This window comes from Sphingomonas sp., from assembly GCF_004799495.1.
Taxonomy (GTDB): domain Bacteria; phylum Pseudomonadota; class Alphaproteobacteria; order Sphingomonadales; family Sphingomonadaceae; genus Sphingomonas.
Genome location: NZ_SSMY01000004.1, coordinates 248,226 through 261,628, shown reverse-complemented (window position 1 = coordinate 261,628; position 13,403 = coordinate 248,226). Strand labels below are relative to the sequence as shown.

General features: G+C 68.0%; 16 protein-coding genes. 7 read left to right on the top strand and 9 right to left on the bottom strand.

Annotation, left to right across the window (positions count from 1 at the left end; all coding sequences use genetic code 11):
• Nucleotides 1-21: 21 nt before the first annotated feature.
• Nucleotides 22-465 carry a hypothetical protein gene (locus E7773_RS05060; protein ID WP_293988957.1) on the top strand — a complete coding sequence of 148 codons (444 nt, stop codon included), beginning with the start codon at nucleotides 22-24 and terminating at the stop codon, nucleotides 463-465.
• Nucleotides 462-1,346: a tyrosine recombinase XerC gene (locus tag E7773_RS05055; RefSeq protein ID WP_293988954.1), complete on the top strand. Its 885-nt coding sequence runs from the start codon at nucleotides 462-464 to the stop codon at nucleotides 1,344-1,346. The genes E7773_RS05060 and E7773_RS05055 overlap by 4 nt, the downstream gene beginning before the upstream one ends.
• Here E7773_RS05055 and E7773_RS05050 read toward each other — a convergent pair.
• From E7773_RS05050 to rsmI, 4 genes are read right to left on the bottom strand one after another with little or no spacing between them, the layout of a single operon-like run.
• Nucleotides 1,343-1,942 (bottom strand): DedA family protein, encoded by a 600-nt coding sequence (locus E7773_RS05050; protein WP_293988951.1) that lies wholly within the window; start codon nucleotides 1,940-1,942, stop codon nucleotides 1,343-1,345. The genes E7773_RS05055 and E7773_RS05050 overlap by 4 nt on opposite strands.
• Before the next feature lie 30 nt (nucleotides 1,943-1,972).
• Nucleotides 1,973-2,929, bottom strand: coding sequence for a glutathione synthase (gene gshB / locus E7773_RS05045; RefSeq protein WP_293988949.1), 957 nt, complete (start codon nucleotides 2,927-2,929; stop codon nucleotides 1,973-1,975).
• Between the two features lie 43 nt (nucleotides 2,930-2,972).
• Entirely contained in the window at nucleotides 2,973-3,326 is a 354-nt protein-coding gene (locus tag E7773_RS05040; RefSeq protein ID WP_293988946.1) for a YraN family protein, read from the bottom strand.
• Nucleotides 3,323-4,156: a 16S rRNA (cytidine(1402)-2'-O)-methyltransferase gene (rsmI, locus tag E7773_RS05035; protein WP_293988944.1), complete on the bottom strand. Its 834-nt coding sequence runs from the start codon at nucleotides 4,154-4,156 to the stop codon at nucleotides 3,323-3,325. The genes E7773_RS05040 and rsmI overlap by 4 nt, the downstream gene beginning before the upstream one ends.
• Nucleotides 4,157-4,169: 13 nt before the next feature.
• Here rsmI and E7773_RS05030 point away from each other — a divergent pair, with 13 nt between their 5' ends.
• On the top strand, nucleotides 4,170-5,351 hold the full coding sequence (locus tag E7773_RS05030; protein WP_293988941.1) for a penicillin-binding protein activator: 1,182 nt from the start codon (nucleotides 4,170-4,172) through the stop codon (nucleotides 5,349-5,351).
• On the opposite strand, the gene hemW is transcribed toward E7773_RS05030, so the two are convergent.
• On the bottom strand, nucleotides 5,348-6,502 hold the full coding sequence (gene hemW, locus E7773_RS05025) for a radical SAM family heme chaperone HemW (protein ID WP_293988936.1): 1,155 nt from the start codon (nucleotides 6,500-6,502) through the stop codon (nucleotides 5,348-5,350). The genes E7773_RS05030 and hemW overlap by 4 nt on opposite strands.
• A 190-nt stretch (nucleotides 6,503-6,692) precedes the next feature.
• On the opposite strand from hemW, the gene E7773_RS05020 reads away from it, so the two are divergent.
• Complete coding sequence (locus E7773_RS05020) at nucleotides 6,693-7,217, top strand: CAP family protein (protein ID WP_293988933.1); 525 nt, start codon at nucleotides 6,693-6,695, stop codon at nucleotides 7,215-7,217.
• A gap of 3 nt (nucleotides 7,218-7,220) precedes the next feature.
• Here E7773_RS05020 and rdgB read toward each other — a convergent pair whose 3' ends face one another.
• Together rdgB and rph are read right to left on the bottom strand one after the other, a co-directional pair.
• Entirely contained in the window at nucleotides 7,221-7,865 is a 645-nt protein-coding gene (rdgB, locus tag E7773_RS05015; RefSeq protein ID WP_293988930.1) for an RdgB/HAM1 family non-canonical purine NTP pyrophosphatase, read from the bottom strand.
• On the bottom strand, nucleotides 7,862-8,575 hold the full coding sequence (gene rph, locus E7773_RS05010; protein WP_293988928.1) for a ribonuclease PH: 714 nt from the start codon (nucleotides 8,573-8,575) through the stop codon (nucleotides 7,862-7,864). Before rph ends, rdgB begins: the two co-directional genes overlap by 4 nt.
• 156 nt (nucleotides 8,576-8,731) lie before the next feature.
• On the opposite strand from rph, the gene hrcA reads away from it, so the two are divergent.
• From hrcA to E7773_RS04995, 3 genes are read left to right on the top strand one after another with little or no spacing between them, the layout of a single operon-like run.
• Complete coding sequence (gene hrcA / locus E7773_RS05005; RefSeq protein WP_293988925.1) at nucleotides 8,732-9,772, top strand: heat-inducible transcriptional repressor HrcA; 1,041 nt, start codon at nucleotides 8,732-8,734, stop codon at nucleotides 9,770-9,772.
• Between the two features lie 27 nt (nucleotides 9,773-9,799).
• Nucleotides 9,800-10,345 carry a nucleotide exchange factor GrpE gene (gene grpE, locus E7773_RS05000; protein WP_293989051.1) on the top strand — a complete coding sequence of 182 codons (546 nt, stop codon included), beginning with the start codon at nucleotides 9,800-9,802 and terminating at the stop codon, nucleotides 10,343-10,345.
• A 33-nt stretch (nucleotides 10,346-10,378) separates the two neighbouring features.
• Nucleotides 10,379-11,605, top strand: coding sequence for a threonine synthase (locus E7773_RS04995; protein ID WP_293988923.1), 1,227 nt, complete (start codon nucleotides 10,379-10,381; stop codon nucleotides 11,603-11,605).
• A gap of 4 nt (nucleotides 11,606-11,609) precedes the next feature.
• On the opposite strand, the gene E7773_RS04990 is transcribed toward E7773_RS04995, so the two are convergent.
• Together E7773_RS04990 and E7773_RS04985 are read right to left on the bottom strand one after the other, a co-directional pair.
• Nucleotides 11,610-12,113 (bottom strand): PH domain-containing protein, encoded by a 504-nt coding sequence (locus E7773_RS04990; protein WP_293988921.1) that lies wholly within the window; start codon nucleotides 12,111-12,113, stop codon nucleotides 11,610-11,612.
• Nucleotides 12,114-12,226: 113 nt separating this feature from the next.
• Nucleotides 12,227-13,393 carry an indoleamine 2,3-dioxygenase gene (locus E7773_RS04985; RefSeq protein ID WP_293988918.1) on the bottom strand — a complete coding sequence of 389 codons (1,167 nt, stop codon included), beginning with the start codon at nucleotides 13,391-13,393 and terminating at the stop codon, nucleotides 12,227-12,229.
• Nucleotides 13,394-13,403 lie beyond the last annotated feature (10 nt).

The window sequence follows — 13,403 nt, the reverse complement described above, 5'->3', positions numbered from 1 at the left end:
AATCGCGGCAAGGGCACCCCAATGACACCGCAAGAACAACTCGACGGCTTTATCGACAAGTTCACGCCCGAGGTGGCGGCGCGAGCGCGCGAGGCGATCGCGGCGGTCAAGGCGCGGCTGCCGGGCGCGACAATGCTGGTCTACGACAATTACAACGCGCTCGCGATCGGCTTCGGCGCGACCGACAAGGTCAGCGGGATCGTCTGCTCGATTGCGCTCTATCCGCGTTGGGTCAGCCTGTTCCTGACCAATGGACCGAGTTTGTCCGATCCGGCGGGTTTGCTCGAAGGCGGCGGCAGCGTGGTACGGCACGTCAAGCTGATCGGTAATCGGCTGGACGATCCGGCGGTGTGGGCGTTGCTCGACGCGGCGCATGCAATCGTTGCGGTGCCGATCGATCCGGCGGGTGGGGGCGGACTGATCATCAAATCGATCTCCGCCAAGCAACGGTCGCGGCGCCCGTGAACGATTTACCCGGCGAATTCGGCCGGCATCTGGCGCGCGACCGGCGGCGTTCGGCGCATACCGTGCGCGCGTACGAGGCGACGGCGGTTCGGCTGATCCAGTTTCTCGGCGAGCACTGGGGTGAGGCAATTGCGCCCGCCGCGCTCGGCAAGGTGAGCGCGGCTGATCTGCGCGCCTATCTGGCGCATCGGCGCGGGCAAGGGCTGGGCAATGCCTCCGCCGCGCGTGAGTTGTCGGCGGTGCGAACCTTCCTCAAGTGGGTGGGCGGCGACGACGCCTCGCCGCGCATCAAGGGGCCGCGCGTCAAGAAGGGCGTGCCGCGCCCGGTCGCGCCCGCCGACGCGGTCGCACTGGCCGAGGAGGTGGCGGAGGATGCCGCCGAACCGTGGATCGGCGCGCGCGACTGGGCGATCCTGTTGCTGCTCTACGGTGCGGGGTTGCGAATCGGCGAGGCGGTGGGGCTGACCGGTGCGGTTCTGCCGCTCGGCGAGACGATGGCGGTGACGGGGAAGCGCGACAAGACGCGGATCGTGCCGCTGCTGCCGCAAGTGCGCGACGCGATCGACGATTACGTCGCTGCGTCGCCATGGCCGGTGGATCGCGGCGAGGCGCTTTTCCGCGGCGCGAAGGGCGGGCCGCTATCGGCGGGTGTCGTGCGCAAGTCGGTGCAGGCCGCGCGTACGCGGCTCGGCCTCACCGACCGCACCACGCCGCACGCGCTGCGCCACAGCTTCGCGACGCACCTGCTCGGGCGCGGGGCGGACTTGCGCCAACTACAGGAACTGCTCGGCCATGCGAGCCTCAGCTCGACCCAGATCTACACCGCCGTCGACGCCGCGCACTTGCTCGACGTCTATCGCAACGCGCACCCGCGCGCTTAGCCTTTCGGCTTCCACTTCACGACGCGCCAGACGTACCAAACGACTACGGCCGCGCAGATCGCGACCGCCGCCGGGCCTGTCCAACCCTCGGCCTCGCGAAAATTGCTGCCGAGGTACCATCCCGCGCCGGTCAGGAATGCGTTCCAGATCGTCGTCCCCGCCAGCGTCCAGACGATGAACTTCCAGCGCGGCATCTTCGATACGCCCGCCGGCAGCGACACGATCGAGCGCCCGAACGGCGCGAAGCGCAGCACGAACACCAGCCACTGGCCGTGGCGGAAGAAGAAATTGTCGATCCGCTCCACATCGCGCCATTCGACCGTCAGCCAGCGACCGTTGCGCTCGACGAACGGCTTGAGGCGCTGGAGCGGCACGTTGCGGCCGATCCAGTACCAGAAGTAATTGCCCGCGGTGGAACCGAGCGTGCCCGACACCATCACGCCCCAGTAGCTGAGCTTGCCGTGCGCGACCGCGATCCCGGCGAAGCCCATGATGACTTCGGACGGCACCGGCGGGATGATGTTTTCGAGCGCCATCCACAGGAAGATCGCGAGATAGCCCCATTGCTCGAGGCCATCGAGGAACCATTGGGTCATTCGTCGCGACGCCGTTTACGGCCAAAGCGTTCAAGCACGCGCGCGCACCTTTGCCTCGATCGCGTCCCAGATCATTGCCGCGACATCGACCCCGTCGAGCTTCTCGATCGCGACGATCCCGGTCGGCGACGTGACGTTGATCTCGGTCAGCCATTCGCCGCCGATCACGTCGATCCCGACGAACAGCAGCCCGCGCTTCTTGAGCTCGGGGCCGAGCGCGGCGCAGATTTCGCGTTCCCTTGCAGTCAGCGCGGTCTTCGCCGCCGATCCGCCGACCGCGAGGTTGGAGCGGAATTCGCCCGCGCCGGGGATGCGGTTGATCGCGCCCGCGACCTCGCCGTCGACCAGCACGATGCGCTTGTCGCCCTCCGCCACACCGGGCAGGAACGCCTGGAGCATGTGCGGCTCGCGCCACGTCTGGTTGAACACCTCGATCAGCGCCGACAGGTTGAGCCCGTCGCGCCCGACCTTGAAGATCGCCTTGCCGCCGTTGCCGTGGATCGGCTTGACGACGATTTCGCCGTGCGCGTGAAGGAACTTGCGCGCTTCCTCCAGGCTGCGCGTCACCAGCGTCGGCGGCATGAAGCGCGCGAAATCGAGCACGAAGACTTTTTCGGGCGCGTTGCGCACGCTGACCGGATCGTTCACCACCAGCGTCCGATTGGCGATGCGTTCGAGCAGGTGCGTCGCGGTGATGTAGCCGAGGTCGAACGGCGGGTCCTGCCGCATCAGCACGACGTCGGCCTCATCGCCCAGGTCGAGATCGACCGGATCGCCGAAGCTGAAATGTTTGCCCTGAACCCGCTCGACCGTGACCGGGTGCGCCTTCGCCCAGACGCGGCCGTCGGCATAGTTCAGCGCGTCGGCGGTATAATGGAACAGCCGATGCCCGCGCGCCTGTGCCGACAGCATCAGCGCGAAGCTCGAATCGCCTGCGATGTTGATCGACTCCATGGGATCCATCTGGACGGCGACGGTCAGCGGCATGATCACTCCTTGCGAGCCGTCGTAAGTGACGTATTAGACTAAGTCACCCCATCCAGGCGTTTTCGATATGGCGGGGCACCGCGCCGGGGGCAATGAGGATCACGTCGACACGAATATCCTCCCCGGCGGTCGCGTAGCGCGGCATCAGCACTTCGGCCGCCGCGGCGACGCGCGACAGACGGCGTTCGTCGATTGCGAAATCGAGCTCGGCGTCGGTCGCGCGCGCTTTCACTTCAACGAACGCTATGAGGTTCCCGCGTTTCGCGATCAGGTCGACCTCACCCGCGGGCGTGCGAACGCGACGGTCGAGGATCCGCCAGCCCTTTAGCCGGAGCCACCACGCCGCGATCCGCTCACCACGCCGGCCTGCGGCCTCGGCGGCCTGCCGATCCCTCATTTCATCGCCAGCGCACGTGCGTAGAGCTCGCGCCGGTCGAGGTTGAGCTTCTTCGCCACCTCGCCCGCCGCTTTCGATGCGGGTAGGCGAGTCAGCGCCTCCGCAAGCGCGGCGTCGGCATCCGCCTCATTCGCTGCCTCCGGCGCACCCGGCGGCGCGACGACGACCACGATCTCGCCCTTGGGTGGCCCGGCCTCAGCGTAGCGCATGGCGAGGCTCGACAGCGTACCCGTCACCGCTTCCTCGAACTTCTTGGTGATCTCGCGCGTAACCGCCGCTTCGCGATTGCCCAGCCCCTGTTCGAGCGCGGCCAGCGTCGCGGCGAGCCGCGGCCCCGATTCGTAGAACACCAGGGTCGCGCGCACGCTCGTGATCTCGGCGATCGCTTCGGCTCGCGCGCCGGCCTTCGACGGCAGGAACCCGGCGAACAGGAAGCGGTCGGTCGGCAACCCGGCGAGCGTCAGCGCCGCGACCGCCGCACACGGGCCCGGGATCGTTACCACCGCATGCCCCGCCGCGCGGGCGTCGCGCACCAGCTTATACCCGGGATCAGAGATCAGCGGCGTCCCGGCGTCGCTGACCAGCGCGATCGCCTCGCTGCCGAGTCGCGCGATCAGACCGGGCCGGACGCGGTCGGCGTTGTGATCGTGGTACGCGATCATCGGCCGCTTCACGCCGATGTGCCGCAGCAGTCCCGCGGTGACGCGCGTATCCTCCACCGCGATCAGGTCGGCGTGGCTGAGCACCTGCGCGGCGCGCGGGGACAGGTCGCCGAGATTGCCGATCGGGGTCGCGACGATGTAGAGACCGGGCACAAGCGTATCAGTCATCAGGGGACGTGTCATGGCAGAGGGTGCAACCACAGGGCAACGCTTGTTGAAGCGAGCCGCCGTGCTGGCCATGGCGATCCTCGCATCGGCTTGCTCCACCGTCGTGCCGCGCACCGCGCCGCCGGTCTATCAGCCGGTCAACGAAGCGCCACGCCCGTACGAGCCGGTGATTACCCCCGGCCTGCCGACCGACAACGAGCACCATATGGTGGCGCTGCTGGTGCCACTGACCGGGACCAACGGCGCGGTCGGGCGCAGCATCGCCAACGCGACTCAGCTCGCGTTGCTCGACACCGACAATGCCGAGCTGCGCGTGACCTCCTACGACACCGCGACCGGGCCGGCGGCCGCGGCGCAGAAGGCGATCGACGATGGCGCGCGGCTGATCCTCGGGCCGTTGCTCGCCGACGACGTCCGCGCCGTGCTGCCGGTCGCCAAGCGCGCCGGGGTGCCGGTGATCGGTTTCTCGAACGACACGAGTCTCGCCGGCAGCGGCGCGTATCTGATGGGCTATTCGCCCGCGCAATCGATCGAACGCGTCGTCGATTATGCGCGCGGGCAGGGTGTCACGACCTATGGCGCGCTGGTCGCCAATGGCGTGTATGGCCAGCGCGCGTCGACCGCTTTCCTGCGCGCGGTGGAAGGCGCCAAGGGGCAAGTGGTTTCGCTCCAGAACTACGATCGGACGGCGGCGTCGATCGCCGGTGCGGCGGCGCGGCTCGGCCGGGCGGGGTCGGTCGGCGCGGTGCTGATCGTCGACGATGGCGCGGCGGCGGCCGGCGTCGTCACGCTGATGCGCAAGGGCGAGCCGGGCGCGCGCGTGCTCGGTACCGAGCGCTGGAACAACGAGGCGTCGGTCCTCACCAAGCCGTCGCTCAACGGCGCGTGGTTCGCAAGCGTCCCCGACAACCTCTATCGTCAGTATGCAACCAAATACCGCACTCGCTTCGGCGCCGCGCCGTACCGGCTGTCGAGCATGGGCTATGACGCCGTGCTGCTGACGATTCGCATCGCGCGCGACTGGCCGATCGGGCGGCCGTTTCCGGAGGACCGGCTGCGCGACAAGGGCGGGTTCGCCGGGATCGACGGCGCGTTCCGCTTCGGCCGCGACGGCTTCGCCGAGCGCGCGCTCGAGGTGCAGGAAGTGCGCGGCGGAACGACGGTGACGGTGTCGCCGGCGCCGACCGGCTTCTAGGCCGCCTCGCGCACCGACACGACTTCCGCCAGGATCGCGTTGAGGACTGGCATGCCCGCGTCGGTCGCGCGCAGTCGGTTGCCCTCGCGCGCGACCAGTCCCTGATCGGCCAGCCGGTCGGTCGCACGGGTATCGACCAGCATGTCGAGCGGGCGTTCGCCGAGCGTCACGATCCGTGCGAGGTCGATTCCTTCGGCCAGCCGCAGTCCCATCAGCATCGCCTCGGTCGCGCGCTCGCCGGACGTCAGCCGATCTTCGACCTCGATGCCGTGGCTATTGCGCGCGACCGCCTCGATCCAGTTCTCGGGTTTCCGGCGCCGCCGCGTCGCGAACCCGCCGCGCCGCCCGTGTGCGCCGGGGCCGATCCCGGCATAATCGCGGTAGCGCCAATAGGTCAGGTTATGGCGGCTCTCCGCGCCGGGCCTGGCGTGGTTGGAGATTTCGTATGCCGGGAGTCCGGCGCGCGCCGTGGTCTCGCGCGTCAACTCGAACAAGTCGGCGCCACGATCCGCATCGGGCAGGATGAGACGCCCTTCGCGCTCCTCGGTGGCGAAGCGCGTGCCCGGCTCGACGGTCAGCTGATAGAGCGACAGATGCTCGGTGCCGAACGCGAGCGCGCGGGTCAATTCGGCGTGCCAGTCGCCGAGCGATTGATCGGGGCGGGCATAGATCAGGTCGAAGCTGACGCGGTCGAACACGCGCTGCGCTACGTCGAGCGCGCCCAATCCTTCGGCCACGTCGTGCGCGCGGCCGAGGAACGCGAGCGCCGCGTCGTCGAGCGCCTGTAGCCCCAGGCTCACCCGGTTAACCCCCGCGGCCGCGAGGTCGGCGAACCGCGCCGCCTCGACCGACGAGGGATTGGCCTCCAGCGTGATTTCGATATCGGGCGCGAACCCCCATGCGTTTTCCGCCGCGTTCAGCACCGCCGCGACCGTCTCGGGCGGCATCAGCGAAGGCGTGCCGCCGCCGAAGAAGATCGACCCCAGCGTCCGCCCCGGCAGCTCGCGCGCTTCGTGCGCCAGGTCGGCGAGCATCGCGTCGCGCCACGCCGCCTGATCGACGCTGTCGCGGACATGGCTGTTGAAGTCGCAATACGGGCATTTCGACACGCAGAACGGCCAATGGACGTAGAGGGCGAGCGGCTCGGTCATCGGACCGCGCATATGGCGGCGGCGGCACGATTAGGAAAGCGGCCACGTGTCGTACGGTATGGGCCGAACGGCGGCATTATCGGGGTTAAAGCCTTCTGAACCATTGGCTTTTCACGGCGTGGCCGGGTATGTCGATGGCTCGCGCGCGGGGCGCGAAGGGGATCGGCGTGCGGCCGATCGGGGTAGGGATATGAAAAATCACGGATTGGCCGCGCTGGCGATGTTCGCGCTTACCGCTGCCGCGCCGGCACCGGGCGAACGCGGCGCCGGCGCGTTCGAGCGCGCGATGCTCGACGGACAGAACGAAGCGCGCGCCGCTGCCGGGGTGCCGCCGCTCACATGGGACGATCGGCTAGCGGCCGACGCGGCGGTCTGGGCGGACCATATCGCCGAAACCGGGCGCTTCGAGCATTCGACCTGGCCGCGGGGCGGCGATCCCGCGGGCGAGGGCGAGAACCTCTGGATGGGGTCGCGCGGCTATTTCAGCTACGCGCAGATGGTCGATACCTGGGTCGACGAGCAACGTTACTTCGTCGACGGTGCGATGCCTAACCTAAGCACGACCGGGAATTGGCGCGATGTCGGCCACTATACCCAGATCATCTGGCGCGGCACGACGCGCGTCGGCTGCGCGCTCGCCAGCGGCGGCGACAATGATTTTGTGGTCTGCCGCTATTCGTCGCCGGGGAACGTGATGGGCAGCCGTGCGCGCTAGCGACTAGAGCACCGCCGCGACCAGCTGCCGGAACGCGTCGGCGCGGTGGGTGAGCGGGGTCTTCTCGTCCGCCGCCATCTCCCCGAACGTGCGGTCGTGCCCGTCGGGCAGGAACATCGCGTCATAGCCGAAGCCGTTCTTCCCGCGCGGCGGCCACACCAGCACGCCGTCGACGCGCCCCTCGAACCATTCGACGTGCCCGTCGGGCCATGCCAGCGCGAGCGCGCAGACGAAATGCGCGTCGCGGTCGACCGACGGCTCGAGCTTCTGGAGATTGTCCTCGACCAGCTGCATCGCGAGGCCGAAGTCCTTGCTCTCGCCGGCCCAGCGCGCGGAGAAGATGCCGGGGTCGCCGTTGAGCGCCTCGACGCATAGCCCGCTGTCGTCGGCCAGCGCGGGCAGGCCCGACAGATCGGCCGCCTGCATCGCCTTCAGCTCGGCATTGGCGACGAAGGTGGTCCCGGTTTCCTCGGGCTCGGGCAGGTCGAGCGACTTTGCCGAGACCGGCTCGATCCCGTAGGGCGCGAGCAGCGCGCGGATTTCGCGAACCTTGCCCTCGTTATGGCTGGCGATGACCAGCTTGCCGGGCTGAAGCTTGCGGATCGCCTGGGGGGCGTCGCCCCCAATTCCTTCATCCGGTCCGCTCATGCCGTCGCCTTCGCTTGCGCTGCGAAAATATCGTTGCAGCCGATGCGAGCCAAACGCAGCAAGCGCAAAAGGGCTTCCTCGTCGTACGTCGCGTGCTCGGCGGTGGCCTGCGCCTCGGCGATATGGCCGTTTTCGAGGAGGACGAAATTGGCGTCGGCATCGGCGCTCGAATCCTCGTCGTAGTCGAGATCGAGCACCGGTGTGCCCTGATAGATGCCGCACGACACCGCCGCGACCTTCTGCGTCAGCGGGTCGGCGGCGATCTTGCCGTCCTTGAGCAGCCCGTTGACCGCGAGCCGCAGCGCGACCCACGCGCCCGAAATCGCCGCGGTGCGGGTGCCGCCGTCGGCCTGGATCACATCGCAATCGAGCGTGATCTGATGCTCGCCGAGCAGCTTGAGGTCGGTGACAGCACGGAGCGAGCGTCCGATCAGCCGCTGGATCTCCTGCGTCCGCCCCGATTGCTTGCCCTTCGCGGCCTCGCGCGACCCTCGCGTGTGCGTGGCACGCGGCAGCATGCCGTATTCGGCGGTGACCCAGCCCTGCCCCTTGCCGCGCAGCCACGGCGGCAGGCGATCCTCGACGCTGGCGGTGACCAGCACACGCGTGTCGCCGAACCCGATTAGCACCGATCCCTCGGCATGGCGGGTGAAGTGCGGTTCGATGGTGATGGCGCGCATCTGATCGGGCGCGCGACCGCTGGGGCGCATTCTATCTTCCTTACTTAGCACCCCTACGAAAGCAGGGGTCCAGGGGCCACGATCGAGTCGCTTGGCGCCCTGGGCTCCTGCTTTCGCAGGAGCACGGTGACTGTCAGCGGCGTGCCTAGTCTTTGACTCGCCGCGACGCCAGCCTACATCGCAGTCATGACCACCCCCGTCACCGAGCTCAGCGACCGCGCGCGCGATATCTTTCGCGCGGTGGTGGAGGGGTATCTGGAGACCGGGCAGCCGGTCGGGTCGCGCACGCTCGCCGATGCGGGGGCTTTCGCGCTGTCGCCGGCGTCGATCCGCAACGTGATGCACGAGCTGGAGGGGCTGGGGCTGCTCGCCGCGCCGCATACCTCGGCGGGGCGGTTGCCGACCGATCTGGGTCTGCGCATGTTCGTCGACGGGATGATGCGGGTGGCGGAGCCGTCGGCGGAGGAGCGCGCCGCGATCGAGGGGCGCGCGGTGCGCGCCGGGCCGGTCGAGGAGGCGCTGGCGGCGACCACCGCGGCGCTCAGCGGGCTGTCGGCGTGCGCCGGGCTGGTGCTGGTGCCCAAGGCCGAGCTCGTGCTGCGCTCGATCAGCTTCGTGCCTCTATCGCCGACCCGCGCGCTCGCGGTGATCGTCGGCGATGACGGGCAGGTCGAGAACCGCGTCGTCGATCTCGCGCCCGGCACGACCGCATCGACGCTGGTCGAGGCGGGCAATTACATGAGCGCCACCTTGTCGGGGCTGACGCTGGCCGAGGCGCGGGCACGGCTTGACCGCCAGCTCGCCGCCGACCGCGCCGCGCTCGACAGGGCGGCGGCGGTGCTGGTCGAACAGGGTATCGCGGTGTGGAGCGAGGATGGCAATCGACGTCCCGTCCTGATCGTGCGCGGGCAGGGGCGGCTGATCGACGCCGCCGCCGCCGAGGATCTCGAGCGCGTTCGCGACTTGCTCGACGATCTGGAGGGCAAGCAGGAGATCGCGACTTTGCTCGACAGCGCCCGCACCGGCGATTCGACGCGCATCTTCATCGGCGCCGAGAACAAATTGTTCGCGCTCAGCGGCTCCTCCGTCATTGCGCGACCCTTCCGCGGGATCGACGGCCGCGTGGTCGGCGTGGTCGGCGTGATTGGCCCGACACGGTTGAACTATGCGCGCGTCGTGCCCATGGTGGATTTCACCGCCGCAACCCTCTCCCGCCTGATCGGTTGAGCGGGTTCCAACGAAACGAAGAGAATGATGACCGAAGACACGACCCCCGAAACCGAAGACCTGCGCGCTGAGACTGCCGAGGCCGCGCCCGAACTGGCCGAGCACGACCGCGTCGCTGCATTGGAGGCCGAACTGGCCGAGGCCAAGTCGCAGGTGATGTACGCTCACGCCGAGGCGCAGAACGTCCGCCGCCGCGCCGAGAAGGAAGCGAGCGACGCGCGTGCTTACGCCGTCACCGGCTTCGCGCGCGACGTGCTGTCGGTCGCGGACAATCTGGAGCGCGGGCTGTCGGCGATCCCCGACGACCTGCGTAACGATGAGCGACTCAAGGGGCTGATTACCGGGCTGGAGGCGACCAAGCGCGAGCTCGACGCAGTGTTCCAGCGCAACGGCATCACCCGCATCGCCGCGATGGGCCTGCCGCTCGACCCGAACCAGCACCAGGCGATGCTCGAGCTGCCGAGCGCCGACGCCGAGCCGGGGACGATCGTCCAGGAAATGCAGGCGGGGTATATGCTGCGCGACCGGCTGTTGCGGCCCGCGCTGGTGGGTGTGGCGAAGAAGGCGGAGTGACGAACAGGATCGGGCAGCGCTAAACCCGTTCGCATGAACCCCAACCTCACCGCCGATCGTCCGACCTTCGTCACGCACCTTGAATGCTCGCTGACCGGCGAGCGCTACGAGGCCGACCAGCTCCACGGCCTGTCGAGCGCCGGGCGCCCGTTGCTCGTGCGCTACGATCTCGGTGCCGTCCGTAGCTTCCTCCCCCGCGCGATGGTCGAGGCGCGGGCGACCGATTTGTGGCGGTGGCGCGAATTGCTGCCGGTTCGGCACACCGAGAATATCGTCAGCCTGGGCGAGATCGAGACGCCGCTGGTCGCGATCCCCAAATCGAGCGGGTCGCCCAGCGTGCTGGTCAAGGACGAAGGCCGTCTTCCCACCGGCAGCTTCAAGGCGCGCGGGCTCGTCATGGCGGTGGCGATGGCGAAGGAACTCGGCGTCAGGCGAATCGCGATGCCGACCAACGGCAATGCCGGCGCGGCGCTCGCGGCATACGCCAGCCGCGCGGGGATCGAGACGATCATCCTGTGCCCCGACGACACGCCCGAAGTGAACGTGCGCGAGATCGCGTTGCAGGGCGGGCGAGTCTACCGCGTCAATGGGCTGATCGACGAATGCGGCGCGATCGTCGGCAAGGGCGCGGCGGAAGGGCGCTGGTTCGACTTTTCGACGCTCAAGGAGCCCTACCGGATCGAGGGCAAGAAGACGATGGGGCTGGAGCTCGCCGCGCAGCTCGGCTGGCGGCTGCCCAACGCGATCTTCTACCCCACCGGCGGCGGCACTGGCCTCATCGGCATGTGGAAGGCGTTCGCCGAGATGGAAGAGCTCGGTTGGATCGGCGCCGAGCGGCCCAGGATGTTCGCGGTGCAGGCAAGCGGCTGCGCACCGATCGTCCGCGCGTTCGAGGCGGGCGAGGAACATGCCGAGCGCTGGGAGGACGCGCACACGGTCGCGGCGGGCATCCGCGTGCCCAAGGCGGTTGGCGACTTCCTGATTCTGCGCGCGGTGCGCGAAAGCGGCGGCCGCGCGCTCGCGGTGGGCGATCCGGCGATCCTGCAGGCGGTCGACGATTGCTCGAAGCAAGACGGGTTGCTGCTCTGCCCCGAAGGCGGCGCGACGCTCGCGGCGTACCGTCAGGCGCTGCGCGACGGGCTGGTCGACGAGGACGACGAGGTCGTGCTGTTCAACTGCGCGACGGGGTTGAAATATCCGATGCCTGAGGCGGGGCAGGAGCTCCACAAGGACAAGGTCGGGAACCTGGGGAAGCTGTAGCCGCTTACTGCGGCATCGTCGCTTCCTGTACCATGTCGAACTCGCGCACACCTCTTACACGACGCGCGGCGTTGACGAGGTCGCGAAGTTTCTCGCGGCGTTCGCGGGCATTCTCGATATCGCGGATCACGAACGGTTGCGCACCGGTGGTTTCGTCGCTCGACAGCAAGGTGATCGTGCCGATCCCGGCCCATTGGTTGATCAGGCTGAAATCGATGCGGATGTCCTTGATGCGGTAGAGCTCGATCTCGTCGATCGACTTGTTGAGGATGCCCTTGTGCAGGATCAGCCGGTCCTCGGTCACTTCGTAGGTGGTGGCGAGGTTGCCGAGCCATTTAACCGCGACGATCACCAGCGCGGCGGCGACGGCCAATAACGGATACCAGGTCGCAGTCATCAGCCAGCCGATTAGCCCGATCGGCACCAGCAGGATCGTGCCCCATCCGGCTAGCGTCCCGCGCAGCCATCCCAAGGTCGATGAGCGAAAGCGGTCGAGCGTTTGCGGCATGTTGAGTCCCCTCGGTCAGATCATCCTACTACCGTATTCCCGCGAAAGCGGGAATCCAGAGTCACGAACGATCCGCTTGCCGCCCTGGGCTCCTGCTTTCGCAGGAGCGCGCGCTAGATCGTCTGCGCGCGGTTCTCGTCGCGGTGCTTTTTCAGGTATTTCATGAACGGCGTGCCGCCGGTGCCGACGTCAGGGTCGTTGCCGGCGCCTGACGACGCCTGTTTATTGATGTAGCTCGCGGCATATTCGAGGTGCCGAGTGCGGAACCGCGCGACTTGTTCGACGCAGGCGTTGAACGCCTCCTTGAGGCTCTGCGACTGGTTGACCGAAAACTCGCGCAAATGGCTCGAAGCCTGCAGATCCTCGATGAACTCGCGGTGCTTGCGCGGGCGGTATTGGTGGAGGTCCGCCAGGAACTCGCGCAATTCGTCGTTGGTGTGGACGACCTGGAACAGCGCATCCATCGCGGGGACGATCGAGCTTTGCGATCCGGTCTGCCCGCGGAACGGCTGCGGCTTGCCGGCAAATTTTTCGACGCCCTCGTAGATCAGCCCCTCGGGCATCGCCGGGTTGTTCTTCCAGCCGTGGATGTAGGGGCGGACGCGGTTGTAATAGATGTACGGGTCGCACTTCTCGACCATGCGGTCGAAAATCGCGTTGGCCTCGTCCCACACCGAATTCATCTCGACCAGCATCGCCTCGACCGCCGCAGCGTCACCGGCGTCCGACGCGCGGAGCAGCTTGACCGCGAGGTCGAGCGCGCGGCCGGCGACCGCCTCGATCGCGACATGGACGAGCACGAACCAATTCTCGTCCTGCCCGCCGAAGAAATTCTGGTCCATCGCGATATTGTCGAGGGTGACGCCGCCCGCCTTGTCGATGCGGTACCAGTTGTCGAGGACGTAGCCGGCATAGTTCATCACCGGCGGGAAGCCGATATGGTCGCTGAGCTTGACCAGCGGCCCGGCGAGCGTGACCGGCAGGTAAGCGGGCGGGGTGGCCTCGCCCCAGACATAGGCTTGCGCGAGGAACGAATAGCGCACCATCGCGACGCCGATCTCGGCTTCACTCGCGGTCGCGAGGAAGCCGTCGATATCGGGGATCGGCAGCGCGGCGAGCCACTTGCGGACGCGGCCGGTGGTCAACAGTTCGGACAAGGTCGCCGCCGCATCCTCGACCTCGGCGAAATCGTCGGGCAGCGTCACCGCGTCGATCTCGGTCTGCGCCAGATAGCCGCGCTCGGCCGACAGGCCGTAATGGGCCAGATCGTGGATAGGCATGTGTGCGTCG

Excerpts from the sequence above, each read along its gene's own strand:
- E7773_RS05060 (WP_293988957.1), top strand. The coding sequence starts at position 22 with ATGACACCGCAAGAACAACTCGACGGCTTTATCGACAAGTTCACGCCC.
- E7773_RS05050 (WP_293988951.1), bottom strand. The coding sequence starts at position 1,942 with ATGACCCAATGGTTCCTCGATGGCCTCGAGCAATGGGGCTATCTCGCG.
- gshB (WP_293988949.1), bottom strand. The coding sequence starts at position 2,929 with ATGCCGCTGACCGTCGCCGTCCAGATGGATCCCATGGAGTCGATCAAC.
- E7773_RS05040 (WP_293988946.1), bottom strand. The coding sequence starts at position 3,326 with ATGAGGGATCGGCAGGCCGCCGAGGCCGCAGGCCGGCGTGGTGAGCGG.
- rsmI (WP_293988944.1), bottom strand. The coding sequence starts at position 4,156 with ATGACTGATACGCTTGTGCCCGGTCTCTACATCGTCGCGACCCCGATC.
- E7773_RS05030 (WP_293988941.1), top strand. The coding sequence starts at position 4,170 with ATGGCAGAGGGTGCAACCACAGGGCAACGCTTGTTGAAGCGAGCCGCC.
- hemW (WP_293988936.1), bottom strand. The coding sequence starts at position 6,502 with ATGACCGAGCCGCTCGCCCTCTACGTCCATTGGCCGTTCTGCGTGTCG.
- E7773_RS05020 (WP_293988933.1), top strand. The coding sequence starts at position 6,693 with ATGAAAAATCACGGATTGGCCGCGCTGGCGATGTTCGCGCTTACCGCT.
- rdgB (WP_293988930.1), bottom strand. The coding sequence starts at position 7,865 with ATGAGCGGACCGGATGAAGGAATTGGGGGCGACGCCCCCCAGGCGATC.
- rph (WP_293988928.1), bottom strand. The coding sequence starts at position 8,575 with ATGCGCCCCAGCGGTCGCGCGCCCGATCAGATGCGCGCCATCACCATC.
- hrcA (WP_293988925.1), top strand. The coding sequence starts at position 8,732 with ATGACCACCCCCGTCACCGAGCTCAGCGACCGCGCGCGCGATATCTTT.
- grpE (WP_293989051.1), top strand. The coding sequence starts at position 9,800 with ATGACCGAAGACACGACCCCCGAAACCGAAGACCTGCGCGCTGAGACT.
- E7773_RS04995 (WP_293988923.1), top strand. The coding sequence starts at position 10,379 with ATGAACCCCAACCTCACCGCCGATCGTCCGACCTTCGTCACGCACCTT.
- E7773_RS04990 (WP_293988921.1), bottom strand. The coding sequence starts at position 12,113 with ATGCCGCAAACGCTCGACCGCTTTCGCTCATCGACCTTGGGATGGCTG.
- E7773_RS04985 (WP_293988918.1), bottom strand. The coding sequence starts at position 13,393 with ATGCCTATCCACGATCTGGCCCATTACGGCCTGTCGGCCGAGCGCGGC.